This window comes from Lentilitoribacter sp. JB5-8, from assembly GCF_055693385.1.
Genome location: NZ_CM146332.1, coordinates 1,557,584 through 1,583,986, shown reverse-complemented (window position 1 = coordinate 1,583,986; position 26,403 = coordinate 1,557,584). Strand labels below are relative to the sequence as shown.

Here is a 26,403-nt window from a genome sequence, read left to right as displayed (position 1 = left end):
GTTTTACAACATATCGGCATTACAACCTATAACATATATAGATAAAAAAATCACGCAAGGCGATCTTACCTATACATAGAAATACCTAGATCATACTGTTCGATAAAACAAGTAATTGTTAGATTTTTAATAAAATTTGACAGATTATTTGTTCAATAATGAGACTTTTTTGCGCAAATAAGTCCAATTATTCACTTTTCATCGTCTGACTTAGCCATTTCATCCATAACTGATATGTCACTCAGACGATAGCCGACGGCATAGGCTGCTTTTGCTAAAAGATGCGAAGCTATGGGCGCTGTTAGTAGAAAAAATACCACACCAATGAGTGCCCGCGTGATGGTTGCCAAATCATCAGAATAAATTGCCAAGGCTATGAGCATTAATCCTGAGCCTAAAGTACCGGCTTTAGAAGCTGCGTGCATGCGTGAATAAACATCCGGCAAGCGCAATAAACCCACAGATGCGACCAGCGCAAAAAACGCGCCAACAATGATCAAAAATGAAACGACATATGTTCCTAGATCTTCCATTTACGACCCCTGTTTTTCTTCGCCATCGGCTGACGGGATATTTGCACCCAGTTCGCCAATCTTTTGATCGATAACCGCATCAGGGTCCGCTTCATGTCCATCCTCGGTTCCACCTTCATCTGCTTGTCCGCGAACTAGAATAAACCGCGCAAATGCAACCGTCGCTAAGAAACCAACCAATCCAAGAGCGATGGCAATATCAACATAAAGCGTATAGCCCGTCTTAACGCCAATAACAGCAATGTAGCCGATCGCAGCGCCAACCAACATATCCAGACCCAAAATTCTGTCTGGAAGTGTTGGACCTTTGACTATTCGGAAAATCGTCAACAAAAATGCAAGGCTCAGAAGAACCAATGCAATGGTGATGCTTGTGTCTAATACGTTTTGAGCACTCATGGCTGCGATGCCTCCATGATCTTCTTCTCAAATCCTTCGGCAATATCACGACGCGCAGCCTCAGGATCTGATGCATCAATGGCATGCACATAGATATATTTTTTATCATCTGACACATCGACCGACAAAGTCCCGGGTGTCAGCGTGATCATATTTGCAAGGATCGTTATCTGCATATCGTTTTGAACAGTAAGGGGAAACGCAAATATCCCAGGCTTAATGTCCAATTTAGGTGACATGACCAAAACTGCAACGCGCCATGCGGACATGACCAATTCATACAAAAACAACAGGATGAGCGAGATAATCCGGCGGGAGCGTGAGAAATAACCAAAGGTCCCCACCTCGCCCCGAATGATCCAAAGCGCGAAAATTGATAGCACAAATCCGAACAATAAATTTAGCGCTGAGAATGAGCCAGTAAACGTCGCCCAGGCTAATGTGAGAAGTACGTTGAAGATAAATAACATTATTCGACGACCTCGCTTCCAAAGACCGATTCAATATAGGCGGTTGGATTTACCAATTGTTGTGCAGCTTCATAGGCCAATTCAAACACAGTTTGTGGGGACAAGCCAACACCAACGACAATAATTGTTAAACCTAAGAGAGGGACAAGATCTGATGCGGCAAGCGCAGTTTTCTCATTTTTATCTTCCGATCCTTCATCAGCAGGTTTCCAATAGGACAACGCCCAAACCCGACCAACTGCAATGGTTGTGAGGAACCCTGTGAGAAGGATAGAGAATGGTGCCCACCATGGCGCGCCTTCAATTGAAGCTTTCACCAACATCAATTTCGGCCAAAACCCCGAGAATGGTGGCAAACCAGCGACCGCGAAAAACAGCATCAAGGTAATCGCGGCCAATAGTGTATTCTTTTGGTAGATACCGCGAATTTTTGTCATATCTTCTGCACCACCACACATTTTTGCGGCCATACCGGCTGCGATATATAATGCTGTCATAACTAAGATTGAATGAAGCGCATAAAACACTGTGCCACCAAGAGCCGCCTCTGTACCAATCGCAACACCCATGAGCATGACGCCAATTCCAGACACAACCAAGAAACCCAATAGACGGCGAACATTTGTTTGTGCGAGCGCACCAATTGCACCCAAAAGCATTGTTAAACAGGCGACGATTGCAACCGCAAATGACAAGGCATCAATATTGACCGTTGGCTCAAGCGCTTCACGCTGCAGTGAAAACAGCATCGTGTATACACGAAGGATCGCATAAACACCCACTTTTGTTAGCAGGCCAGCAAAGAGCGCTGAAATAACAACACGCGGGGTGTGATAAGATGCTGGCAACCAGAAATTAACCGGGAATGCGGCAGCTTTCATGATAAAGGCAAGAACAAATAATCCGGCAACTGTGTTAAGCGGCAGTGTGCCATCACTTTGCGCGATCTTAAGCGCGATATCCGCCATATTCAGCGTGCCAAAGATACCATAGAGATAGGCTGTTGCGATCAAGAAAAGCGTGGTCGCAACGAGGTTTAAGAACGCATATTTGGTTGCACCATCAAGCTGGCCCTTCTCGGATCCCAAAATGAGCAACCCAAATGAAGCGATGAGCAACACTTCAAACCAAACATAAAGGTTGAAGATATCACCGGTTAGAAACGCGCCACTTACACCTGCCATTAACAGAAAGAAGAATGAGTAAAAACCGTATCTGCGGCCAGAGGAATTAACGTCCCTCACCCCGTAAATTGTACATGCGAGCGCGACAACAGCGGCAACAAATGCAAGAACCGCACCTAAAATATCGACGGTGAATGCGATACCAAATGGCGGCAACCATCTGCCCATGACCATTGTTGTTGGGCCATTCATCACGATCTGAGCCAATAAAGCTCCAGTAATGAGAACCTGAACGCCCATCGCTGGAATTGCAATAAAATGGTGTTGCGCAGTGTTTTTGCGCACCATCAATAAAATGGTGCCAACTAAGATACACCAAGCAACTGGCGCAACAATCAGCCAGTCGAGCAATGGAACAGGTTCTAAGTTCATTGCAGGCGTTAAATCAATTTGAGCTTCGCTACTACCGGCCATTTACTTCAATACCCCAAAGGTGGTGTTTGATCATCCACCGGTTCTGCAACGCGCATTTCATCAGTGTTATCTGATCCCAGCTCCTGATAAGCGCGGTAACCTAGCACCAATAAAAATGCGAAAAATGAAAATGCAATCACAATCGCCGTCAGGACAAGCGCCTGCGGTAATGGATTTGCAGCTTGTGCAGATAAAATGCTTTCATCTGCACCGATAATTGGCGGGACTTCGCGTGTTAATCTGCCATTTGTGAAAATGAGCAAGTTCACAGCGTTACCTAAGATCGCAGCGCCAATTAAAATACGGATGATGTGTTTTGACAGCATCAAATAAATTGAAACTGAAAATAACGCACCAACAACAACAGCCATCCAAGCTTCCATTATTCGCGCTCCCTTTCTTCCAGGGCCAGTGCAATGGAGGCAATTGCTCCTACAACAACCAGATAAACACCAATATCGAAAAACAAGATGGACGAGATTTTGATCTTCTCACCAAGGAAATAAATACTGCCCCAAAGACCAGTCATAAACGGCACACCTGCAATGGCTGAAACCAAACCAGAGATGGTGGACATTAACAGCCCAGCAGCTGCAACGGACATTGGATGGAAATGCATTGCTCTGCGAACAGGTGCAACACCGTTTGCGATCCCGTAGATGGCAAACGCAGAAGCTGCAATCAGCCCGCCGATAAAGCCACCACCGGGCTCATTATGGCCGCGCAATAACACAAAGATTGAAAATAAGATCATTAAGCTGGCAAGATAAGGTGCCGCCGTTTTGAAAATCAAAGTTCTCATTTGGACGCCTCCGCTTTTGCCAGCACATCTTCACTCACCGGCGCATCTGGATCATTATCAGCCACTACTTTTCCATGCGGGCGAATGCGAACGAGCGCGAGAACTGCAAGCCCCGCAACCATAACAACTGCAATCTCGCCCCAGGTATCAGTACCTCGGAAGTCCACCAAGATAACGTTCACAACATTTGTACCATTCGCGATGATTTTCGAATAAGCCGAGAAGAATTCAGACAGATATGGATCAAACTTACCCTGGGTGACGCGCATGAGATAAAGCATGAAGCCAACACCGCAGGCGAGCGCGACAACACCATCAACAATCACTTGTGACCACGAACGATGATCAGCAGCAGTAAGCTTAAGACGCGTCATAACAAGTGCAAGGATCACAACAGAAAGTGTTTCCACCATGAACTGAGTAAATGACAAGTCAGGTGCGCCAAACAGCATGAAGAGAACCGCAACCGCAAAGCCTTGAATGCCTAACGAGACAATCGCAGTGAGGCGATCTTTCGCGTAAATAACGGCTAATAGACCCAGGATCAAAATGCCCATGATGGCAGCTTCATAAAAGTTCACTTCGCCGGTAAAATCAGGCATTTCTGGGAACTCATCATAAACCCACATTGGAATGAACAATGAGAGCGCAATGATCGCAAATGTGATCGTCATATAAACTTCTAGGCGACCTGTTTGAATTCTGCTTGTGACAGCAAAGGACGCTTTTACGATGCCTGAGATAAACTGATCAAAGCCTTTATCTGGACCCCAGCCACCGAAGAACCAATTGTAGAAATTGTCAATTGCGGTGCGCAAGCGATCAATATTTCTATAAGCAAGAACACCAAACGCGACCGTTACAGCAGACAGTAAAAGCGGTAAACTAGGGTGGAATAAAGCTGCAAGTGATAGATCAATCTTGACCAATTCGCCCCAAACAGCAGAACTCATCGGGTTCGAAATATAAAAATGGCTGATGCTTGAGAAGACCCCTGCAAGGACCGCGATAGCTCCAAGCACAACAGGTCCAAGCCATAACAATGGTGGTCCTTCATGTGCATGTTTAGGTGTTTCAACTTTCTCACCAAGAAACGGTTTCAGCGCGACAGCAAAACCAACAACGAACATCAAGCCATTACCAACGATTGCGATCACAGTAAATGCGATTGACCAGGCATCTGCACCAATCAGTGCGTAGTAAATTTCTTCTTTCGCCAAGAAACCAAATAGTGGTGGTAAGCCCGCCATCGAGATTGCAGCAACCAGTGCTGCTCCAAATGTTATCGGCATCGCTTTTCGCAAACCACCCAGCTTAGTGATATCGCGCGTACCTGCTTCATGATCGATAATGCCTGCGACCATGAACAACGCGCCTTTAAACAACGAGTGCGCCACCAAGTAAAGAACCGCAGCCGCAATTGCTTTTTCGGTCCCAAAACCGATCAGCATGACTAAAAGCCCAAGCGATGACACCGTGGTATATGCGAGCATCAGCTTAAGATCTGTTTGACGGATCGCAAGCAGCGTACCAATGATTAGCGTTGCGCCACCAAAGACAGGTAGAATTGTTAGCCATTCTGTTGTACCACCCAGCACTGGGTTAAGCCTCATGAGCAGATAAACACCCGCTTTCACCATTGTCGCTGAGTGCAAAAACGCTGAAACAGGTGTTGGTGCTTCCATGGCATTTGGTAGCCAGAAGTGGAACGGAAACTGTGCTGATTTTGTAAATGCACCGCCCAATACGAGGAGCAGAAGCGCCAAATAAAAGGGGCTTTGCGTGAGATACTCGTTATAAAACTCAATGCTTTCTGTCGATGCAAGCATGAACGAAAAGCTATTCGTGCCAGTTGTGAGCCATAGCACAATCAAGCCAGCCATGAGCGCTAGTCCGCCGCCACCTGTGACGACCAAAGCCTGAATAGCTGATCTGCGAGACGCCGCGCTTTTGTGATTAAAGCCGATCAACAAGAACGAGGTGATCGAGGTCAATTCCCAATAGATGAAGAATGTGAAGAAGCTATCGGCTAATACAACCCCAAGCATTGCGCCCATAAACAAAAACAGGAACGAGAAAAAACGACCTAATTGCGCATGTCCGCCCAAATAACCGCCGGCATACAAAATAATAAACGTACCGATACCGGAAATTAGCAGTGCAAATGTCGCCGAAAGTCCGTCAATAAACCAGGAAAAGCTGACAAAAAACTCTGGTACCCAGAGATAACCGCCCGTTATTGGCGGATGATCGGGGCTTGTGCCGATCAGTGCGACCTGTGGCAAAAAACCAGCGATGTGCAAAAAGATAAAAGCAGGCGCAAGCGCAAGGACCCAAGCGGCCTTCGAACCCATAATCTGCGTGAGTTTAGGAGCAATGAGGGCAGCCAAAAACGGCAGCAACATTGCAAACATCATCATGCCATTGGCATCACCAAACATCTAAACTCCACCTCCGAGCGAAAGCCCTAAATATATTAGTTTCACAATTAGGGCGCGGCTGTCAAAAGTACAAGGGTAGAATTACCGATTTTCAGTACAAAATGAGCGATCAGCATTGCGGGTGATAGAACTGATACTTATTTATATACGTAAGAGAAATGAGGAGATAAGAATGACCGATAAAATTGTTGATAAACTGGTCTTAAGTGATGCCGAATGGCGTGAGCGCTTGACACCTGAACAATATAAAATCGCCCGAAAGCATGGAACTGAGCGCGCATTTACCTCCCCGTTGAACGATAATAAGCAAAAAGGCATCTATCGATGTGTGGGATGTCAGACAGAGTTATTCTCATCGGAAACAAAGTTTGATTCAGGCACCGGATGGCCGAGCTATTACGCGCCATTAAACGAAGAAGTCGTCTCAGAACACACCGATCGTTCGTTTTTCATGAAACGCACCGAAGTCAGATGTGCTGTTTGTGACAGCCATTTAGGACATGTTTTTCCAGATGGTCCCCATCCAACAGGATTACGTTATTGTATGAATGGTGCTGTGCTTGATTTCGAAGCCGAAGACGAATAACGATTAACCGCCTCATTTTGGCAGCTTATGGCTGCCAATTCCAATTTCATAAATCAAATTTCTAATTTCGGAGCACCGCCTTGAGCGTATTTTCAAACCTTCCTAAAGCCCCAATCGCTGACATCAAGCCACAAACTGATACACGTCATGGCATCACACGAACCGATGATTATGCTTGGCTGCGCGCTGATAATTGGCAAGAGGTGTTTCAAGATCCAAGCGTCTTAGATCAAGATATTCGCGATTATTTGGAAGCTGAAAACGAGTTTCAGGATGCGGCATTGAAAGATACGGAAGCGCTGCAAAAGACGTTATTTGGAGAAATGAAGGGCCGCATTAAGGAAGATGATACATCCGTACCGGTTAAGGATGGGCCGTATGCGTATGGCGTTGAATTTGTGACCGGCGGTGAACAACCGCACTATTTCCGTATCCCGCGTGATGCAAATAAAGATAGCGATGAAAAAGAGATTTTGCTCAACGGTGATGATGAAGCAAAGGGAAAAGACTATTTCCGGCTTGGTGGCATCTCAGCATCTCCAGATCATTCGCTCGGGTTATGGGGTTTTGATGATAAAGGTTCTGAGTTTTTCTCATTGCGCGTTCGCGATCTTAAAACCATGAAAGACCTTGATGATAAGCTTGAAAACACAGGCGGATCAGGAGCTTGGGATGCATCAGGCAGCGGTTTTTTCTACACAGCTTTGAACGAAAATCATCGTCCATCGAAGATCTATTATCATAAACTTGGCACAGACCAGTCTGATGATCTTCTCATTCATGAAGAGGATGATGCGGGCTATTTCATGAGCGTGGGTCAAAGTGCGCTTAATGATGTGATTTATATCAGCATCCACGATCATGAAACATCAGAAATCTGGCTGATCCCGGCTGACAGCCCTGAGACGAAACCTAAACTGGTTGCAAAACGAGAAACCGGCATTGAATATGACCTTACCGAAGGCGGTGACGAGTTTTTCATCCTCACAAATGATGGTGAAGCGAAAGACTTCAAAATCATGCGCGCACCATTTGCAACACCAGAAAAAGAACATTGGACAGAAGTTGTCGCGCATAAACCAGGTAATTTGATTATCAGCCATGGCGCTTATAAAAACCATCTGGTTTGGATGGAGCGCGCAGAAGGCTTGCCGAAAATCAATATCATGGATCGCAAAAGTGGCGACATTCATTCCATTGAATTTGACGAAGAAGCATTTTCGCTCGGCTTCTCAGGGGCTGCGGAATATGACACAGATGTTGTGCGCTTTTCTTATTCATCTATGACCACGCCTTCCCAGCTTTACGATTACAATTTAACCACGCGCGCGCGCGATTTACTCAAAACCCAGGAAGTTCCATCCGGCCATGATATTAGCGATTATGTTACACGCCGAATTATGGCACCTTCGCATGATGGCACTTTGGTGCCGGTGAGTATTCTTTATCACAAAGACACAAAATTAGATGGCTCAGCCCCAGCGCTGTTATACGGTTATGGCTCTTATGGTATGTCCATACCCGCTTCATTTAATACCAATTGTTTGTCGCTGGTTGATCGAGGATTTGTATATGCAATTGCGCATATTCGCGGCGGCAAAGACAAAGGCTTTGCTTGGTATGACGATGGTAAGCGCGAGTATAAGAAAAATACGTTTGAAGATTTTGTTGCAGCTGCTCGGTATCTGGTCGCAGAAGATTTTACACGTCATGATCGTATCGTTGCACAAGGGGGATCTGCTGGTGGTATGCTGATGGGTGCCTGCGTTAATATGGCGCCAGAAGCTTTTGGTGGTATTATTGCCGCGGTACCATTTGTTGATGTGTTAAACACAATGCTGGATGATACACTGCCTTTGACACCGCCTGAATGGCCGGAATGGGGGAATCCAATCGAGAGCAAAGACGCGTATGAATATATTGCCTCTTACTCCCCTTATGACAATGTTGAAACTAAGGAATACCCGCCGATACTGGCACTTGCCGGGCTCACAGATCCGCGCGTGACATATTGGGAGCCTGCCAAGTGGGTTGCTAAACTACGCGCAAATCAACAAGGTGATGCTCCAATCTTCTTAAAAACGAACATGGGTGCAGGTCATGGTGGAGCCGCTGGTAGGTTCCAACGTTTGGAAGAAATTGCTGTTGAATATGCCTTTGCGCTCAAGACAGTTGGCATCGAATAATAGCCTACAAATATGTAGTCAGAGTTTTGGTGCTTTAAAAACTCTGACTATTTAGTTTCAATCTTAACGATTATTTTCAGGTGCCATTAATCATTTCTGCTAGCAAAATCTTCATTTCTTTTAAGTAATTTGCGCTCAAATAAATGAAACCTCGGGGGCGGGGTGACATGATATACCCAGCTGCGGAACAGCGGCGATGGACAACACTTGGAGCGCCCGATGATGAACAACACCCTTCTGCCGACTGCAGTGCAAAGGTTCAAAGATTTCAAAAATTGTAGCAAAGGCAACTTCGCACTGTTGACCGCGGTTGTTTCACCCGTGGTTTTAGTTGCAGGTAGTCTGGCGCTTGATGTTGCCAACATGTCTGCTCTTAAAGGGCGAATGCAGGCAGCATCTGATTCCGTTTCACTTGCAGTTGCAACGCGCATTGTAAATGGGGACTTATCAGTTGATGATGCAGAAGAATTTGCAAGCGCTCTTCTATTAGCCCAGATGTCGAATGAGGAAGAACGGTTTTTAAATCTTACAGTTGTCCCAACAATAACCATAACTGATAAAAGCACCGAAGGGCAATCAGCGTGGGATGTTCAGATTGGTGGCACTGCAAGCCAAGATACCACACCACTTGCAAGTTTCTTGGGCAAAAGTACGATGTCCATTACAACAACATCAACGGCAACGACCAAAACTGATGAAGAAATTAATGCGTTCTCCATGGCAGTGGTTGTCGACGTGTCAGGCTCCATGAACAGTCAAACCGGCGGTTCTGTTTCGACCATTCAATCAACTTTAAGTGTGACAAGCAGTCAGGCGAGCACGATCATGAGCTATATTAGCACAGCCATGAATACTTACGGCCTTACTGAAGAAAACCTGATCTTTATCTTGGAAAACTACACGCCATCTGACTGTGTCGATTTTTATTATGGCAACGGTGATAAAACCACCTTCTTGCAAGCCATAGGTAAACCGACATCTGATAGTAACTATTCAGCCTATCTGTATTGCGCATATCCAACATATGCGGGAACGTATTATGGCACGACCCAAACTGAATTGATTGCCAACATTTCAACAGTAACAGACAACGTATCCACAAGTAAGATTGCGGCGTTAAAAACTGCTGCAGCAAGCTTGTTCGCACAAATTAGTTCTGCCGACCCAGAAGCAAACTATACAAGGACTGGTATTATCTCTTACGCAAGCAGTGTAAAGGGATATAAAGATATGGAATGGGGCACAGCAACTGCTGCAAGCTTTGCATCTTCCCTGACTGCTAGCGGTGGTACTGCGTCCACTGATGCTGTTAAGTGGAGCTATGATCAGCTTAAATCATCCAATACAACTGAAGTAACAGAACACGCTAGCAAACACAGTGTGGATCCAGACCGTTATATATTGTTCATGACCGATGGTGATAACAATTATACGAGCGATGACACATCGACCAAATCTTATTGCGATCAGGCAAAAGCTGATGGCATTAAAATTTACTCGGTTGCATTCGCAGCACCATCAGGTGGCCAGAAGCTTCTTGAATATTGTGCATCCGAGCCGACATCTGATTTTTATTTCGAACCTGAATCCGCTGCTGAACTTATCTCTGCGTTCACGACTATTGGTTCCGACACATCAGAATCTACAACAAGACTGATCAACTAAGCTTAATTGGTCTTAACAATATTAACTCGAATTTTACCTACCCATTTGAGATTTATTTAAGCATGCTTGCTAGGCATTTTTTTATCAATGCCTAGTACACTACCCCTCAATTAGAAAAAAACAGCTAGCTTGACTGGCTTTATCTAAGTGCCTTCGGGCTTGTGGGGTAACATGAAAAAGACAATTAAAACCAGACTTTCAGAACTTCGTGGTTTCACAGCGCTCAAAAATTGTAAGCGCGGAAACTTTGCGATGATGGCTGCAATCTTCACACCAGTATTGTTGCTCGGTGCGAGTATGTCGCTTGATGTGGTAAATTTGGCTGCTTTAAAAGGGCGTATGCAATCAGCCACGGATTCAGTGTCTTTAGCGGTCGCAACGCGTATTAATAAAGGTACACTTGAGATTGACGATGCGGAAGAGTTTGCGACAAAACTTTTACTTGCGCAAATGTCAGATGATAATGATCGCTTCAAGAACTTAACCGTAACGCCACAGATCAGCGTCACCAAAATCGTTGATAATGGCGTAACCACCTACAATGTGAATATCGGTGGTTCTGCGACACAAGATACGACCCCGATCGCTTCAATATTTGGTAAAGATCAAATGAGCGTTGCTATTTCATCGGGAGCGACAGCCGGCACTGAAGAAATTCAAGGGGCGCTATCACTAGGTCTCGTCGTTGACGTCTCTGGATCGATGGGTTGGCAATTGCCAGATTCTGCAAGCCACGATCGAAGACATCGAGGCAGGATTAGACATCACCTATAATCAAGCAACGAAAGTTGCCAATAACATTTCAATCGTTATGGGAACAAACGGTTTGGATTCATGGCAAGTGAAATGGATTTCGGAAAACTATTCTTGGCACGATTGTCAGGGCATGTCGACAAATGCGTCTGCAAAAGCCTATTTCTTAAACAGCTTGAACTTGGCTTCCATGAACAATGGGGATGCAAAGAAAATATGTCGTCGGGCATCTTTGGGATCTAAGTTCTCAGATCAAGAGACATTAGCTGACAATATCCGCATGGTCATTTCATATTACCAACCGACGAAAAAGATCGAAGCTCTTCAGGACGCGGCGGCAGCACTGTTTGCTCAGTTCAACGCGGCTGACCCGACTAACACTTATGTACGGACAGGTTTGAGTGCCTATTCAAGCTATATTCGCGGCACAACAAATATGGAATGGGGTACAGGTTCAGCAGCGTCATATATTGAAGATATGTATGCGTCTGGCGGTACAGCATCCACCAAATCCGTTAAATGGGCATATGACCAACTTAAAGTGTCCAATACAACGGAAAACACCGCTCATACATCTAAAAACGGTCAAACAAACCCGGACAAGTTCATCTTGTTTATGACCGACGGTTCAAACAACCGTACAAGCGATGATACGGCAACAAAGGCTATTTGTGATACCGCTAAAGCAGAAGGCATCCGCATCTTTGCTGTAGCTTTCGCCGCGCCGTCACGCGGTCAACAATTGCTGGAATATTGCGCATCTTCTAGCGAAGATTACTTTGAGCCAGAAACCGCAGATGAACTGGTATCAGCATTTGAGAGAATTGGTAAATCCACTTCGACTAATTTGACAAGGCTTACAAACTAAAAGTCTGAGTAAAAAATAAAAACAGCCCCGGCTTGATCGCAATCAAGCCGAGGCTTTTTATTTAATTAAGCAGCTTAACTTGCAGCTTCGTACATTTCCAAAACATAATCCCAGTTGATCATGTTGTCGACGAATGCTTCAAGGTATTTTGGACGCGCATTACGATAATCAATGTAATATGAGTGTTCCCACACATCGCAACCAAGAATTGGAGAGGCACCCATGACAAGTGGATTCTCGCCATTTGGTGTTTTCATAACTTCAAGTTTGCCATCTTTAACAGCAAGCCAAGCCCAGCCTGATCCAAACTGTGTCATACCAGCGTTGATGAAGTCAGCACGGAATTTATCATAGCCGCCAAGGTCACTGTCGATTGCCTTTTGCAAAGCGCCAGGAAGCGATGTACCGCCACCATCTTTTTTCATCCATTTCCAGAAATGGATGTGGTTATAGTGTTGGCCTGCATTGTTAAACAAACCAGCATTGGTGCCATATGATTTTTTCACGATCTCTTCGAGAGACAAATCAGCCATGCCAGCAGCTTCCGCCAACTCATTGCCTTTTGTCACATAAGCATTGTGGTGCTTATCGTGGTGAAATTCGAGCGTCTCGCGTGACATATAAGGTGCAAGCGCGTCGTAGTCATAAGGTAGATCGGGCAGTTCAAAGGCCATGTTTATCTCCAGTTGTCAAACATATGTATTTGTTGTTGTGTCACCTAAATAATGAGTAGTTTCCTTCGGGACAAGAACAATCGTCATTATTTATGATTTTATCCAAAATGCGCGTCGGCCGAGTATTTAACCCACCTTTGCCCATTCCATGTATAATTTACGTGCTTTGGTCGCGATCGGACCAATTTGAAGACTTTTGTCTTCAATACCAATGATTGGTAAAACCTTGGAATGATTACCGGTTGAGAAAATTTCATCTGCGTCCATGAAATCACTGACTTTGAGGCTTTTTTCAACTACTTCATGTCCAGCTTCTTGCAGTAATGTCATAATCCGCATGCGCGTGATACCTGCAAGAAACGTACCATTGGCCACGGGTGTGTAAATAACGCCATCTTTGACCATAAACACATTCGAGGACGCGGTTTCAGCAACATTGCCCAACATATCGAGCACCAAGGCATTACCGAACCCGCGTGACCGCGCTTCAAGCAAGGCCCGGCCATTATTTGGATAAAGGCATCCAGCTTTTGCGTTTGTGGGCGCGTTCTCTATGCTTGGGCGTCGAAATGGCGATACGCTGACCGTAAACCCTTGTAGGGGCAACATAGCTGTTTCAAACAAGGTCAGACAAAAGCGTGTTGAAGCCGGGTCCGCAGGTACCAATGAATAACCACCGTGCTCAGCCCAATACATTGGTTTGATATAAACAGCGGTTTTACCATCAAAACGCTTAATGCCTTCATGAGCTAATTCTTCAATTTCTTTTGGTGTTTTAGTGGGCTGCAATCCCAAGGCCAAAGCGGATGCGTTGACCCGTTCGCAATGTAGGTCAAGATCAGGCGCCAAACCTTCAAACCAACGTGCACCATCAAACACGGTTGAACCGAGCCAAGATGCGTGCGACGTCGTTCCCATAATGGGGACATTGCCTTCAATCCATTCACCATCAAGATAGTTCCAAGTCAGAGTTGGCGCAATGGTATCAACTTGCGGATTAGCCATGGCTTAAAACCCTTTCTTTAAACTACCCAATATGCCGCGAACAAGGGCTTTACCCAAAGAGGTTGCAACGGTACGGGCAGCAGACTTCATTGCAGCTTCGGCTACAGATTGACGACGGCGACGCGTCGATTTGCGCTTGGTAGTTTTTCGACGCGAGGAACGCTTACGACCACGGCGATCATAATCATCGTCGTCGTCATCATCGTCATCAAAACCTGGCAAGGTCCAACGACGACTTTCCTTCATTTCTTCCTCTTCCTCACGTGCTTCGCGTTCACGCTCTTCTTCTTCACGTTCGGCTGCACGTTCCGCGCGTTCTCGTAAAATCTCAAATGCAGATTCACGATCGATTTCGCGATCATATTGCGCAGCAACTGGGCTCACTCGGATCACGTCTTTTCGCTCGCTGTCATCTAAAGGACCAAGTCTTGAAGATGGTGGGCGAATAAGTGTGCGTTCCACCATTGATGGCACACCTTTGGATTCAAGTGTCGAGACTAAAGCTTCACCCACCCCGAGCTGGGTAATGGTTTCAAAACAATCAAATTCTGGATTTGGACGGAACGTCTCAGCAGCAACTTTCACAGCCCTTTGTTCCCGCGGTGTATAAGCGCGCAAAGCATGTTGAATTCTATTGCCTAATTGGGACAGAACCGTATCCGGCACGTCCAATGGGTTTTGCGTTACAAAATATACCCCTACCCCCTTTGAGCGGATCAGGCGAACAACTTGTTCCACGCGATCGATTAGGATTTTTGGCGCTTCATCAAAGAGCAAATGTGCCTCATCAAAGAAGAAGACCAAGCGGGGCTTATCTGGGTCACCAATCTCAGGCAGTTGCTCAAAGAGTTCAGACAACAACCACAACAAGAACGTTGCATAAAGGCGCGGGTTCATCATCAATTTGTCTGCGGCGAGAATGCTAACAGCCCCTCTTCCGTCATTGGTTGTGCGCATGATGTCGCTTATCTCAAGGGCTGGTTCACCGAAGAAGTCATCAGCACCCTGTTGCTCAAGCACTAATAAGTCACGCTGGATCGCACCAATGGATGATTTGGAAATGTTGCCATAAAGACCGGAAAGTTCCTTGGAATTTTCACCCATATATTTCAGCATGGCGAGCAAATCTTTCAGATCAACCAGCGGCAATCCATGCTCATCCGCAATTTTAAAGGCGATATTGATGACACCTTCTTGGGCATCTGTAGCATCCATCAAACGTGATAAAAGCAGCGGCCCCATTTCGGTAATTGTTGTGCGAACTCTGTGGCCTTTTTCACCAAACAGGTCCCAGAAGATTACTGGAAATTCTTGAAACTCATAGGGATCAAGACCAATGGTATTAGCACGCTTTTCAAGAAAATCTTTGTATTCGCCCTGAATACCAAGCCCTGACAAATCACCTTTCACATCAGCACAAAAAACCGGAACCCCGGCATTTGAAAAGCTTTCAGCTAAAATCTGCAACGTCACCGTTTTACCTGTACCTGTTGCGCCAGTAATCAAGCCGTGCCGATTTGCATATTTAAGCTTAAGATATTCACCCTTATTTGGGCTATCGTCCGGATGACGGCTGGTGCCGATATAAATGTGATCGTCGATAATCATGCCTTACTCGTCTTTTAGAGTTATTTCCCCGATTGCCCATGATTCCTCAATGCGCAACATCATTAGCGCGAACTATAGGCGAGGCACTGGTCAGCTGCAATCACAAACCTTTCGAAATCATTGACAATTTCCGCTCAATTGCGGGGAGAAAATCGAACTGATTTTAAGTTTTCTACGTTAATTTGAATCCAACTCGGGATATTTATGGACGATAGGAAGAATTTTTGGCAAATCCAAAATTCCACAGACGTCAATTTTTGGCAGGATTATTGGCAACAACAAGCGTTATTGCCGCACCAAGTCATGCGCAAAATTCAACGGGTGAATTTCTCAATGTCAGTGGGTTACGCGGTGCCATTGATGCCACAGATCGCGGATTGCTGCCTGATGTAGTCGGTGATCAAAGCAAATTATTGTTAGATGCTATCGTTGAGACGGCTGCAACGAGTCAAGTTCTATATATCCCTGCAGGGAATTATTATATCTCCAATATCGATCTACCCGATAACGTCCGTATTCAGGGCGTTCCCGGCGCGACACGACTTGTTTACACAGGTCGCGGACATGGATTAATTGGTGAAAATATTCGTCGTCTGGAAATAAAAGACATTATCTTAGATGGTGCGAATAATTCCTTTGGTTCATATACCAACGGCCTGTTGAATGTTCGAGGTTGCCAAAACTTATATCTCGACAACGTCTCGGTGTTGGGCAGTTCTAAATATGGTGTTTCGCTGGAGAGATGCGGCGGTATTGTTCAAAATTGCGATTTGGCAGGTGCAGCTGATGCCGCACTGTTTTCGGTCGAAGCACAGGGACTTACCATTCGCAACAACTATGTTCATGATTGCGCTAATGGCGGCATTTTGGTGCATCGCTGGGCGATTGGGGAAGACAATACTATTGTGTCCGGTAATCGTATTGAACGCATATTGGCTCAAAATGGTGGCACAGGACCATTTGGAAACGGGATTAATGTATTCCGCGCTGGAAATGTGATGATCAATGATAATCACATATCAGACTGCACATTTTCTGCCATCAGAGCAAATTCAGCTTCAAACATCCACATAACAGGTAATTCCTGTCATGGTTCTGGTGAAACAGCTTTATATGTCGAATTTGCCTTCCAAGGAGCCGTAGTGACAGGTAATTTGATCGACGGCGGCACGATGGGTATTTCTATCGCAAATTTTGATAAAGATGGACGCCTGAGCACAATTACAGGCAACCTCATTCGCAACATAACCGATCAAGGTCCTTATCCACCTGAAGGGCCGGGTTTTGGTCATGGTATCGCCGTCGAAGCCGATGCGTCGGTCACAGGCAATACAATTGAAAATGTCGCCAAATGGGGGATGCTGGTTGGCTGGGGACCATATTTGCGCTCTGTGAACATCACCGGAAATGTCATCCGCAAAGTGCCCATCGGCATTGCTGTTTCTGTCGTCGAGGGTGCAAGAAGCACGTCGATTTTTAACAATATATTTGACCAAACAACCGACGGTGCGATTGTTGGTCATAGATGGCAAGAGCCTGTCACGCGAGATTTGGGCACACGTTCGAAATCAGGTTTTGATCATCTAAAAATCGGCAATAACGTCGTCAATTAATTGACCCAAAGTTCTTTTTTTAAGTGACGGAGAGCAGCAACCTCACCAATGCAGTTTGTGAGTTTACGCCTGTCTTGTCATATATTCGGGTCAAATGCGTGCGCGCAGTGTTTACACTAATTCCAAGTGTCTCAGCACAAGATTTAAGGCTATCGCCATTGGCAATTTGTTTGGCCAATGCAAGCTGACCATCTGACAATCCAAAGATCACCTTCGCGCTCAATAACTGGCGTTCTAAGATCGCATCGGGATCAAAATCCACATAAGTCCGACCATCTCGCACCGATAACGCGCACCAAACCACATGACCATGTTCATCCTCACCCAAAATAATCGGATAGCGAAAGCGATGGCCGGTTTCTTTCAGGTAACGATGCTGGGCAAAGTAACTATGTAGCTCTTCCGCACGTGCAAGCGCGTCCTGCAAGACCTTATCCCATTGCGGTTTACTTGCGCGTAATCGTCCAGCAGAAATAGTAAAACCGCTGCAATTTTTGAGCATCTGGTCTGTTCCTGGAGCCATCCAGATCACTTCACCATTTTTAAGCACTGCCAGACGATTGGGTGTTTCTGTTTGCTCACCTTTAACAATGAGCGATGCAAATACAATTTTCCAGCCTGTTGCAGTCCGCTCTAAGATGCGAGTTTCAAAACTCTGCTCTTCCTTGTGAGCAACACTCACTCTTGAGATTTCGTCAAAGATCACCCAAGCCATATCGCCATCGATGGTGATTTGGACATTCTTCTTTTCAAATTGCTTTTCTGTACAGCCATGCCCAACTGCAAATGTATCGCGCATATTCTGACTGATCTTATCCCAGCCATGGTGAATGATCAGACCAATATCTTGTGATGAATAGACGTCAATTGTTCGCGGACTGTGCAGCCAACAATCTGACCACGCCTCATAATCTGAACGGACAAAAGCCTCGGTCTCGCTTTGAATGACATTCCAGACAGCTTCTTCTTCATCGGTTTTATGGGCAATTTGCACCAGAACCTGTCCTTCCATATTCATTAGTTTTCACGCACGCAGGTTTGAGCTGTAAAAACTGAATTTTCACGTCGGAGGCCAAAATTGGTCAATCTTGAATATAACCTTTTCAGCTTGTTTATCAATCGATGGGTGCCTTCCCAAGCGTGATCAGAATAAAACTGATCATCGCATTTCGAGCGTTTTGCGGCATTTCGGCGAATTTCAATATTTGCGAGGAAGAATACGTGGTCCATGTCAGTCTCCTATGTGTGGCTTTCACATAAGATACAGGTTCAACGCATTATTGATGTCGTATGAAACGACCACACGAACAAAAAAATTGAGTTGGTGTTAAACCAAGCCAGCTTTTTTGATCACCAGCGAGGTTAGCGCCAAATCACCTAGCGCTAGCCCACGAAATACAAAGGCTGTGCGCTCACTTTCAGATGTTCGTTGATCAACGCGTCCCATGACGAGATCAAATATATCACCTTTGATATCTTCGGTATTGGCAACTTTATTTGGCAGTGATTTTTCTTGCTCGAGATCATCGATCGCCAAGATATCAAATCCTGAGAAGCTCTCTTTAATCCATGGCGCACCTAAATCTGTGACTGCTGCAAATCCACCCGCCTTCATATCACCAGCTTTTAAAAATGGTTTCAATTGCGGCGTATAAGTCACCGATGTGGTCAAGATGTCAGATTGGGCCATCACGTCTTTAAAATTCTCGCAAATCTCAACTTCAAGGCCACGCGATAATGCAAGTTCTTTGGTCAGTTCGATATTTGCTTTTCCACGCCCAAAAAGCAGCGCTTTTTTCAACAGAAATCCATCACAAAACGCATCTAAGTGGCTTCGTGCCTGCACGCCGCACCCGATAAACCCTGCAATCTCAGCATCCTTTCTCGCTAAATATTTTGCAGCTGTTGCGCTCAGCCCTGCCGTGCGCACCGCGGTCACCCAATTGCCGTCTAATATTGCGACCGGCAATCCGGTTTCGCTTGAAAGAACGGTCACCAGACCATTGATCTGCGGTAGATCATGGTTGGAATTTTCCGGATTAAGCACCACGGTTTTCACCGCCAAAAGGGATGGATCATCCATTGCTGCGAGTGCTGCCATCATATAGCGCTCATCACCCTCATAACTTTGCGGCTGGATAACAGCTTTGGCGGCGCTCCAGGCTTTGTTGTCTGATCTTTTGCGGATGAGATCTTCAATTTCAGCAATCACATCCTTAGTTGTGATGCCAAGCTTTTTAAGTGCTGCTTCATCCAGATATGGGATATTTTGCATTTTCACAACCTTCTATTTGAGCGCCTGTGTGACCTGATAGGCGCCAACTTTATCGCCATTCCAGTTTGAGAATTTTCGTGTTGCAAATGCCATAAGATCTGCATAGGCTGGTTCATCTTCACCCAAGACTTCCGCCAATAATGCTGCAATCGCAACCTCTGCGCCGCGCGTGGTTCCGCAATCAATTTTAAGGGCAAAACCAAGTCCTTTTTCCGGAAGGATTGCTGTGTAGACACCTTCTGCCCCGGTTTTAACAAAGATCCGACCTGGCGCCATTTCCATAAGCTTGGTGCATGCTCGCGATGTGCCTGCAACATAAAAGGGTTCTGCCATACACGCTTTTACAAGTGTCTGAGCAGCGTTTGCCTGAGACGTTGAAAGCCCTTCACCAGTTGCCATTTTTGCAAAGCCCTGTGCAATCTGTGTCAAAGGTACCGCAAAGGTTGGAATAGCGCAGCCATCAGTACCGCACAATTCATCGACCATTTTGCCACCGGTGACCACTTCCATATTATGCGCCATGATCTTTTGTACTTCATGCTCTTTGGTCACATAACCCTTCAAAGAGATACCAGAATGGCAAGCCGCACACAAAAAACCTGCATGTTTGCCCGAACAATTATTGTGCAATTGGGTTGGTTCTAAACCAGATTTGGCTTGCTTAATAAGCGTTTTATGATCGAAAGACCAATGCGCACCACATTCTAATTGCTCTTCCGAAAGACCAGCTTTCTTGAGCATCTTTCCGGCTAAATCTGCATGTTGTGGCTCTGAAGAATGCGATGAACATGCCAATGCCAATTCTTTATTGCCAAATTCATAAGCTTCTGCGGCACCACTTTCCATCAAGAATAAAGCTTGAATAGCTTTAACAGCCGACCGAGGAAAAATTGGGGTTTGAATATCACCTGCTGAATGCACAATCTTGCCTGATGCATCACATACAGCATAGGCCCCGCGATGAACACTTTCGACAAGGCGGCCACGGGTCAGCTCGACAAGAACAGGATTTGACATCAAACACTCCTCAAAACACTGAAAAATATCGTATTTTCAGCGATTTTAATACTAAATTAACCATGTTTAAGCCATGGTGAACAAAAGGTTAACGATTGGCTCTATCAAACGCGAGACAGATTCATGTCATATGTGAACAAGATCACGAGTGCAAATCATAACCGCTTGTCTCCGCAATATAGAGATTATGCTGAACAGGAGCTGGGCAACGAGCACCATTCCACTCACAATCACAATCCAGCAAATAGCAATTTGTATGCGCACGATGCTAAAGACGTTTCGCTCATTCAAGCGATAATGCAAACACCATCTTCGATGAACAAACTCATGGCAGTCATTGCGAGCATTGTGTTTACGATTATCATTATTTCATTTCGCCCGTTTGATACATCAACTTTGTCAAATGACGTTACCGCAACGGGCGATACAGTTAACCAGGTTGGTTATATCGCAATTGTCGGCATTATGGGTATTTTGCTCCTAGGCAATGTGAGTCCACGGAGATTACTCTCATTTGCAACCCCGATGTGGATTGTGTTTTTAATAGCCGTTTTTGCAGCTGTTTTGCAGAATCCGTCACCAATTACCGCCATGCGAACCGTATTACTTACGTTATTTGCAGCTTTCGCCGCGTTTTCAGTTCTTGTCCTGCCGCATTCAAAGCGTGAGTTGAAATTGGTTATTACAATCGCTTGCACACTTATTTTAGGCATGTCCTATGCAGGGTTAGTGCTGTTGCCAGATGCAGCAAAGCATGGATATTCAGCATTTGAGGCACAGCATTTTGGTCTATGGCGCGGTCCATTCCCACACAAAAATATTGCTGGACCAATTATGTCCATACTTACGATTTTTGGAATTTATGTATGGCGGTCTGGCAGTCCAATTTTCGGCGCCCTGCTTACATTAGCTGCTTTTATTTTTGTCCTGCAAACTGGATCAAAAACTACGTCTGGCTTTCTACCACTTTCAATCTTCATTGTGTTATCTGCAGGATTGTTTGCCAGTGCCAGACTGGTTGTATTCACAACCCTTATTGCTGTTACAATCATCGGCTTGTTAACAATTGGGACGCTTTATAATGAGACGTTGGCCGGCATCACGGCGAGTATATTGGACGATGCTACTTTTACCGGGCGACTGACGTTATGGCAGCACGGAATTATCACGTTTTTATCAAACCCAATGGGTGAAGGTTTTAACAATTTTTGGAATACACCACCTGTTCTGTATGGCCCATTGCCAGCATATGCTGCTTGGGACTTTCGAGAAATCGTTCACGGACACAACAACTATATTGATGTTTTGCTGAATTATGGACTGATAGGCGGTGGCGTTATTTTCTTTGCGCTTTTTGTCATGCCCATGGCCAATTATATTAAAATCTACAAATCAGGTTCAAATAAAAAGCTGGCAGATATGTTTATGATGATGATTGTCTTCATCATGCTACTTTCATTTATGGAAACATTCATTCTTCATCGCTCTGACCCGATTTGGATATTTCACGTCTTTGCTGTTTTTGGCCTACAAATGTTGGCGATGGAGCAAACGAAGACGGGGAAGAAAAAGCTCCGTATTTTCTAACAAATCGACATTATAATAGGACTAATAATCTTTCTCAAAGAAGATACCCAATTTTGAGTTTCCTTCGGTATCAACAGAACCGGTCGCTTTAAGGCTGTCTGTAATATCTAGATTAATTGTTGCTTCGGTTTCTTTACCCGCCTGAACGCCTAGATAAACGTTATCTGAGATGTATTTACCTGCCTTAACTGCAGCATTACCATCATCGTCTTGGACAACATCAACATCATCAAGCCCAGTACCTGAGCGCAGACTGTCAATTAAAGATGGACTATTACCGCCGGTAAGTTCGCTTGCAATTGACGCCAGTCTAACCACTTGCGCAGGTGATAGATCCGTTAAGTTTCGCCCAAAGATAATTTGGGCAAGAACTTCGTCCTCCGGCAATTCCGGATTTGATGAAAAACTTACCTGGAGATTAGACGGTGTGCCTTGCAGATTAATGGATGCGAGCGTATCGCCAGTGTCGGTCGTTGCAAGGAAGTCTAATAATGGCTCAAGATCGCCAGCAAGGGTAATTGTACCTTCTTGCAAATCGATGCGCTGACCTAAAATGGATAAGCGACCACGACGCAAACTAAAGCTTCCCAACGGAACGATATTATCTAACGAACCAGTGAGGCGCAGGCTGCCACCCAATTCAGCATCAAGACCTCGACCACGCACAAAAATCTGATTTGGTGCATTGATGTTCAAACGCAAGCGCAAAGCACCTGACTTTGCATTGGTTCCATCTGAAGGTGTCGCTTTTGATAAACGTCCCAAGGTTGTTTGAACTTTTGATGTGGGATTAATATGCTCCACATCCAATAGATTTTCCTCTGAGGCAAAACTCTCTGGAACAGTAATTTCCGTGCGACCAAGATTAATATCACCCGATAATAGTGGATTGCGGGCAAGATTTCCGGCAATTGCGAGATTACCGCTTACCGACGTTTTAAATGTCTCTCCATCACCATAATTTGCGGAGTTAAGTGTAACTTTTAAATCTGCTGGCAAATTACCAGAAAGTCCGATTTGACCCTTTAAGGCGATTGCGCCACCGGTTGATATATTTGCTCTTACTGCAACATCTGCCTGATCGCTGTTATTTAAACCAACCTGAACGTTAACTTTATTAAGTCTCAAGTTGGACAAGGGATCAATCACGCTAGCGCCGCTCACCCTAATGTTTCCGCGTGCTGTTGGGTTGCTTAACACACCAGTTATTCGCGCCGAAAGTTGAGCAACACCGTCTATTTGTGTCCCGCGATCTTGCAAATAGGTTTCGATCAAATCAAGTGGAGCTGTTCCATCTATTTTTATATTCATCGAACCTTTTGAAACAGGTACCCTACCAGATGCAGACAGAGCCAAAGCCTGCGCATTGCGTGCGTTAAAGTTTGCAAGGGTCACAACGCCATTTGTAAATGCACCGTTTGCAGTAAGCGCCAAGGGAGACAAACCAAGATCTCTGATCTGGCGAACAGAAAGCGCCTGCCCGTTTGCATCAAAGCTAACACGTGGTGCGCTGCTTGGGCCTGTAATGCGAATATTGGCGCCCAAAGTTCCGCTTGCATCTATCCCAGGCTGAATGGAATTGACGATCTTGATCGGAACAGCGTTCGCGCGCGCTGTAATGTTTAAAGCATCGCCGGCGGTTCCAGAAATATCGAGAGTACCGGTATCAATAGATAAACGTGAAGGATTAATCGTCACAATACCATTTTGTAATTCGATCCTTGAGGGTGCAGCCAACTGCGCTTTTGTAATGCGCGAATTTAAATCCAACTCTGAGATTAAAATTTCAACTAAATCGGTTTTCTGCTCTACCACCCCGGATGATGAAATCCGGGTCGCATTTTCAACCAATTGAGCGACCATATCAAACTCGGTACTGGTACCCGCATTTAGTATCTGAATTGTTGCAGATTTTGCCTGGATCCCAGCGGCTTCGATACCGATTGCTTTTGCATTCGCTGTGACCCTAGGCCGTACCAATATGTCCTTCGCGCTGATAATTGCTTCGGCGTTATCAACGCTAACATCATTGAAACGAATTCCGGCAAGGGCAAGATTTAAATTAGCTGCCTGCGCAAATTCTTCTGGGGTTAATTGAAGAGATCCATTGATTGAACCGGATGCGTTGATCAATGCGAGCGCAGCAATGCTTGAAACATCGCGGCTATTGATATCAAGTTCGCCAGTCATCAATCCCGTTTCATGACTGCGCATCAAAACACCGCTTATCGCGGTTGCTCCGATTTGAGCGGTCAGATCTTGAAGATTTGTGAGATTATCATCCACATTGATGGATCCAGTCACAATAAAATCCTGCAAGGCTATCTGCCCTTTGGACGAGAGCTTGCCTGAAATGGATTGCCCGTTGGTCTTTCCATCAAACATCAAAGCAAGATTATCGACTTGTTGATTTGATAAACTTCCAGACGGAACGGATATGTCTGTCTGAAGATCAAATGGCCCCTCTTCACCCTGCAAACGAATTTTAAGTTGCGCCAAACCTTTTGATGCTTGATCAAGAACACCCAAATCATCAATTTGTGCTTGCGCGATTAAGTTTGCTGTTTGGCTTGCAACACTGCCATCAACAAATGCTGACATTTGCTCATTTGAGAGTTTTAACGTGTCAAAAACCAACCCATTTACGCTTCGCGCAACACCACCTTTTAGTTCCGTTTGTCCAACAAGCAATTTATCTAAACGTGCTGTGCCTGTTTCAACAGATTGCGCTGTACCATTGATGTTAAGATCAAATGCCCCGGTGAAAGGCTCAATCTTGCCCAATGCGGCTAAAATAATACTGCCATTTAAACGCTGATTTGTAATTGCTGAGAAACTATCAAGATTTTGAGCTTCCAGACTAATCTGGCCATCAAAGGCATTTTGTTCAAATATGCCATTGGCGAGGGCTTTGTAGGTTTCACCCAGAATGTTTAATCTTGAAATCTCAAGCGGATTACCAGAACGCCAATCACCATCAAATTGTAGTTTTATTTCCTGGCCAATAGCGTCTGTAACCGCTTCGTCTTTTGCCAATATTTGTACAATTTGACCATCAATATCAAAGCTGATTTCACGTGCGTTTTTATTTTCTGGATTAAGCACAGTTCCAAACGAGTCGATACCAACATTGCCGAATGAAATATCTGAACTTACAAAATCGCTAATTTGCAGCTTGCCACTCCATGTATTTTGCAGCTCTGCATTATAATTAATATCTAGCTTTGCCGATTGGATGGTTTGATCACCCTTTTCTGAAGGGATAACAATGCGTTCCCCAGATGCATCTGTTAAGCCAGCTGTAACGTTAAGTGCACTTAAAAAGCCGTCAACTGTGGTTTTAGCAGCCGCTGATAAATTCACAGCTCCACTAGAAATATTAGCGCTATTGAGACGTATGCCACCGGTATTTAAAACTACAAGTTCAGCTTCTAAATTGCTTGTATCACCAAACAGTGCACGCTGACCTGGAGATAATAATGCACCAATTGGCCCGCGGAGGCTCGCATTTGTTTGCAAACCATCCTGGACATCGCGCAAGCTGACAATGCCATTTAAAATTCTCTTATTGTCGACATCAAACGACATACCAACATCAAGTTCAGATATCGGTGCATCCCCAATAATGGCCAGTGAGACAGGCGGTTTACCCGGTAAACCCAATGCTGAAGCTACGATACCATTTTCAGGTTCTGTGAGTTTAACATCAAGCGCCAAAGCTTTAGCCGGACCATCATATGTAACAAGCGCTTTCAGCTCGCCTTGAGTCTCATCGGTTCTATTAATCAACAGATCCAAATCAAGCGAACCCTCATCCAGCACAAAGCTTCCATTTACGCTTGCCGTTGCCGCAAGATCAAAGACATCCTCACCAAATTCGACCAAAGGCAAATCAAGTTTTTCCAAGACAATTGCCACTGGCAATTCAGGTAGTTTAAACGCGCTACTTTCAGGCGAGCGGGAGGTTTCTTCCGGTAGTGGTTTACGGATGAAATCAATATGTTCTGCCTCAAGGGTATCAACCAACAATCGCCCAGTAATTAAAGCAGATCTTGTCCAAATCAAACGCGGTTTGGTAATCTCAAGCCATATGCCTTGCTCATCGGCTATTGTGATGGATTGAAGTGACACGTCCGATGACAGGGAACCATCAATGCCATTGAGTCGGATTTGATAGCTTGGCGAAGAAATCTGCTCTTCCACATATTCAATCAAAGCTGATCGTTCATTATCTTGCGAGAACACAACGATAATACCGACGAAAAATGTTGCAATGAGAGCAACAAAACACAGCGCGATTTTTTTCAAGAGGGATTGTGTCAT

At 45.1% G+C, this 26,403-nt stretch carries 22 protein-coding genes; 7 read left to right on the top strand and 15 right to left on the bottom strand.

Features of this window, described 5'->3' with window-relative positions; translation table 11 throughout:
- Window positions 1–191: 191 nt before the first annotated feature.
- From mnhG to ACZ1GZ_RS07520, 7 genes are read right to left on the bottom strand one after another with little or no spacing between them, the layout of a single operon-like run.
- On the bottom strand, window positions 192–533 hold the full coding sequence (mnhG, locus tag ACZ1GZ_RS07550) for a monovalent cation/H(+) antiporter subunit G (RefSeq protein ID WP_472667894.1): 342 nt from the start codon (window positions 531–533) through the stop codon (window positions 192–194).
- Complete coding sequence (locus ACZ1GZ_RS07545; RefSeq protein WP_472667893.1) at window positions 534–932, bottom strand: cation:proton antiporter; 399 nt, start codon at window positions 930–932, stop codon at window positions 534–536.
- Window positions 929–1,405: a Na+/H+ antiporter subunit E gene (locus ACZ1GZ_RS07540; protein ID WP_472668256.1), complete on the bottom strand. Its 477-nt coding sequence runs from the start codon at window positions 1,403–1,405 to the stop codon at window positions 929–931. Before ACZ1GZ_RS07540 ends, ACZ1GZ_RS07545 begins: the two co-directional genes overlap by 4 nt.
- Window positions 1,402–3,000, bottom strand: a complete 1,599-nt coding sequence (locus ACZ1GZ_RS07535) for a Na+/H+ antiporter subunit D (protein WP_472667892.1) — start codon at window positions 2,998–3,000, stop codon at window positions 1,402–1,404. Before ACZ1GZ_RS07535 ends, ACZ1GZ_RS07540 begins: the two co-directional genes overlap by 4 nt.
- 5 nt (window positions 3,001–3,005) lie before the next feature.
- Window positions 3,006–3,383 carry a Na+/H+ antiporter subunit C gene (locus tag ACZ1GZ_RS07530; RefSeq protein WP_472667891.1) on the bottom strand — a complete coding sequence of 126 codons (378 nt, stop codon included), beginning with the start codon at window positions 3,381–3,383 and terminating at the stop codon, window positions 3,006–3,008.
- Window positions 3,383–3,802: a Na+/H+ antiporter subunit B gene (locus tag ACZ1GZ_RS07525; RefSeq protein WP_472667890.1), complete on the bottom strand. Its 420-nt coding sequence runs from the start codon at window positions 3,800–3,802 to the stop codon at window positions 3,383–3,385. Before ACZ1GZ_RS07525 ends, ACZ1GZ_RS07530 begins: the two co-directional genes overlap by 1 nt.
- Entirely contained in the window at window positions 3,799–6,243 is a 2,445-nt protein-coding gene (locus ACZ1GZ_RS07520; RefSeq protein ID WP_472667889.1) for a putative monovalent cation/H+ antiporter subunit A, read from the bottom strand. The genes ACZ1GZ_RS07525 and ACZ1GZ_RS07520 overlap by 4 nt, the downstream gene beginning before the upstream one ends.
- 172 nt (window positions 6,244–6,415) lie before the next feature.
- On the opposite strand from ACZ1GZ_RS07520, the gene msrB reads away from it, so the two are divergent.
- From msrB to ACZ1GZ_RS07495, 5 genes are all read left to right on the top strand, one after another.
- Window positions 6,416–6,829, top strand: coding sequence for a peptide-methionine (R)-S-oxide reductase MsrB (msrB, locus tag ACZ1GZ_RS07515; protein WP_472667888.1), 414 nt, complete (start codon window positions 6,416–6,418; stop codon window positions 6,827–6,829).
- 80 nt (window positions 6,830–6,909) lie between these two features.
- Window positions 6,910–9,015: a S9 family peptidase gene (locus ACZ1GZ_RS07510; RefSeq protein ID WP_472667887.1), complete on the top strand. Its 2,106-nt coding sequence runs from the start codon at window positions 6,910–6,912 to the stop codon at window positions 9,013–9,015.
- 219 nt (window positions 9,016–9,234) lie between these two features.
- Window positions 9,235–10,680: a VWA domain-containing protein gene (locus ACZ1GZ_RS07505; protein ID WP_472667886.1), complete on the top strand. Its 1,446-nt coding sequence runs from the start codon at window positions 9,235–9,237 to the stop codon at window positions 10,678–10,680.
- Between the two features lie 171 nt (window positions 10,681–10,851).
- Complete coding sequence (locus tag ACZ1GZ_RS07500) at window positions 10,852–11,454, top strand: pilus assembly protein TadG-related protein (protein WP_472667885.1); 603 nt, start codon at window positions 10,852–10,854, stop codon at window positions 11,452–11,454.
- Window positions 11,366–12,301, top strand: a complete 936-nt coding sequence (locus tag ACZ1GZ_RS07495) for a vWA domain-containing protein (RefSeq protein ID WP_472667884.1) — start codon at window positions 11,366–11,368, stop codon at window positions 12,299–12,301. The genes ACZ1GZ_RS07500 and ACZ1GZ_RS07495 overlap by 89 nt, the downstream gene beginning before the upstream one ends.
- 74 nt (window positions 12,302–12,375) lie before the next feature.
- On the opposite strand, the gene ACZ1GZ_RS07490 is transcribed toward ACZ1GZ_RS07495, so the two are convergent.
- The 3 genes from ACZ1GZ_RS07490 to ACZ1GZ_RS07480 all read right to left on the bottom strand — a co-directional run bounded on the left by ACZ1GZ_RS07490 (window position 12,376) and on the right by ACZ1GZ_RS07480 (window position 15,588).
- The gene (locus tag ACZ1GZ_RS07490) at window positions 12,376–12,975 is read right to left on the bottom strand and encodes a superoxide dismutase (protein ID WP_472667883.1); all 600 of its coding nucleotides are present in this window, start codon (window positions 12,973–12,975) and stop codon (window positions 12,376–12,378) included.
- Window positions 12,976–13,101: 126 nt separating this feature from the next.
- Entirely contained in the window at window positions 13,102–13,980 is an 879-nt protein-coding gene (locus ACZ1GZ_RS07485) for a branched-chain amino acid aminotransferase (RefSeq protein ID WP_472667882.1), read from the bottom strand.
- 3 nt (window positions 13,981–13,983) lie between these two features.
- Window positions 13,984–15,588, bottom strand: a complete 1,605-nt coding sequence (locus tag ACZ1GZ_RS07480) for a helicase HerA-like C-terminal domain-containing protein (protein ID WP_472667881.1) — start codon at window positions 15,586–15,588, stop codon at window positions 13,984–13,986.
- Between the two features lie 224 nt (window positions 15,589–15,812).
- Between ACZ1GZ_RS07480 and ACZ1GZ_RS07475 the strand changes: the two genes are divergently transcribed.
- On the top strand, window positions 15,813–17,201 hold the full coding sequence (locus tag ACZ1GZ_RS07475) for a TIGR03808 family TAT-translocated repetitive protein (RefSeq protein WP_472667880.1): 1,389 nt from the start codon (window positions 15,813–15,815) through the stop codon (window positions 17,199–17,201).
- A gap of 19 nt (window positions 17,202–17,220) precedes the next feature.
- On the opposite strand, the gene ACZ1GZ_RS07470 is transcribed toward ACZ1GZ_RS07475, so the two are convergent.
- The 4 genes from ACZ1GZ_RS07470 to ACZ1GZ_RS07455 all read right to left on the bottom strand — a co-directional run bounded on the left by ACZ1GZ_RS07470 (window position 17,221) and on the right by ACZ1GZ_RS07455 (window position 20,493).
- A complete protein-coding gene (locus tag ACZ1GZ_RS07470; protein ID WP_472667879.1) occupies window positions 17,221–18,219 on the bottom strand; it encodes a LuxR C-terminal-related transcriptional regulator in 999 nt (332 codons plus the stop codon).
- A complete protein-coding gene (locus tag ACZ1GZ_RS07465) occupies window positions 18,219–18,431 on the bottom strand; it encodes a hypothetical protein (RefSeq protein WP_472667878.1) in 213 nt (70 codons plus the stop codon). Before ACZ1GZ_RS07465 ends, ACZ1GZ_RS07470 begins: the two co-directional genes overlap by 1 nt.
- 97 nt (window positions 18,432–18,528) lie before the next feature.
- Complete coding sequence (locus ACZ1GZ_RS07460) at window positions 18,529–19,476, bottom strand: ornithine cyclodeaminase family protein (protein WP_472667877.1); 948 nt, start codon at window positions 19,474–19,476, stop codon at window positions 18,529–18,531.
- 12 nt (window positions 19,477–19,488) lie between these two features.
- Window positions 19,489–20,493 (bottom strand): asparaginase, encoded by a 1,005-nt coding sequence (locus ACZ1GZ_RS07455; protein ID WP_472667876.1) that lies wholly within the window; start codon window positions 20,491–20,493, stop codon window positions 19,489–19,491.
- 123 nt (window positions 20,494–20,616) lie between these two features.
- Here ACZ1GZ_RS07455 and ACZ1GZ_RS07450 point away from each other — a divergent pair, with 123 nt between their 5' ends.
- A complete protein-coding gene (locus tag ACZ1GZ_RS07450) occupies window positions 20,617–22,080 on the top strand; it encodes an O-antigen ligase family protein (RefSeq protein WP_472667875.1) in 1,464 nt (487 codons plus the stop codon).
- Window positions 22,081–22,101: 21 nt separating this feature from the next.
- Here the strand turns inward: ACZ1GZ_RS07450 and ACZ1GZ_RS07445 are convergent, their stop codons facing one another.
- Window positions 22,102–26,403, bottom strand: a complete 4,302-nt coding sequence (locus tag ACZ1GZ_RS07445; RefSeq protein ID WP_472667874.1) for a translocation/assembly module TamB domain-containing protein — start codon at window positions 26,401–26,403, stop codon at window positions 22,102–22,104.

Coding starts and splice junctions, on each gene's coding strand:
- ACZ1GZ_RS07520 (WP_472667889.1), bottom strand. CDS start 6,243: ATGTTTGGTGATGCCAATGGCATGATGATGTTTGCAATGTTGCTGCCG.
- ACZ1GZ_RS07460 (WP_472667877.1), bottom strand. CDS start 19,476: ATGCAAAATATCCCATATCTGGATGAAGCAGCACTTAAAAAGCTTGGC.
- ACZ1GZ_RS07450 (WP_472667875.1), top strand. CDS start 20,617: ATGTCATATGTGAACAAGATCACGAGTGCAAATCATAACCGCTTGTCT.
- ACZ1GZ_RS07470 (WP_472667879.1), bottom strand. CDS start 18,219: ATGAATATGGAAGGACAGGTTCTGGTGCAAATTGCCCATAAAACCGAT.
- ACZ1GZ_RS07485 (WP_472667882.1), bottom strand. CDS start 13,980: ATGGCTAATCCGCAAGTTGATACCATTGCGCCAACTCTGACTTGGAAC.
- ACZ1GZ_RS07500 (WP_472667885.1), top strand. CDS start 10,852: ATGAAAAAGACAATTAAAACCAGACTTTCAGAACTTCGTGGTTTCACA.
- mnhG (WP_472667894.1), bottom strand. CDS start 533: ATGGAAGATCTAGGAACATATGTCGTTTCATTTTTGATCATTGTTGGC.
- ACZ1GZ_RS07455 (WP_472667876.1), bottom strand. CDS start 20,493: ATGTCAAATCCTGTTCTTGTCGAGCTGACCCGTGGCCGCCTTGTCGAA.
- ACZ1GZ_RS07525 (WP_472667890.1), bottom strand. CDS start 3,802: ATGAGAACTTTGATTTTCAAAACGGCGGCACCTTATCTTGCCAGCTTA.
- ACZ1GZ_RS07480 (WP_472667881.1), bottom strand. CDS start 15,588: ATGATTATCGACGATCACATTTATATCGGCACCAGCCGTCATCCGGAC.
- ACZ1GZ_RS07535 (WP_472667892.1), bottom strand. CDS start 3,000: ATGGCCGGTAGTAGCGAAGCTCAAATTGATTTAACGCCTGCAATGAAC.
- ACZ1GZ_RS07530 (WP_472667891.1), bottom strand. CDS start 3,383: ATGGAAGCTTGGATGGCTGTTGTTGTTGGTGCGTTATTTTCAGTTTCA.
- ACZ1GZ_RS07490 (WP_472667883.1), bottom strand. CDS start 12,975: ATGGCCTTTGAACTGCCCGATCTACCTTATGACTACGACGCGCTTGCA.
- ACZ1GZ_RS07505 (WP_472667886.1), top strand. CDS start 9,235: ATGATGAACAACACCCTTCTGCCGACTGCAGTGCAAAGGTTCAAAGAT.
- msrB (WP_472667888.1), top strand. CDS start 6,416: ATGACCGATAAAATTGTTGATAAACTGGTCTTAAGTGATGCCGAATGG.
- ACZ1GZ_RS07445 (WP_472667874.1), bottom strand. CDS start 26,403: ATGACACAATCCCTCTTGAAAAAAATCGCGCTGTGTTTTGTTGCTCTC.
- ACZ1GZ_RS07465 (WP_472667878.1), bottom strand. CDS start 18,431: ATGGACCACGTATTCTTCCTCGCAAATATTGAAATTCGCCGAAATGCC.
- ACZ1GZ_RS07545 (WP_472667893.1), bottom strand. CDS start 932: ATGAGTGCTCAAAACGTATTAGACACAAGCATCACCATTGCATTGGTT.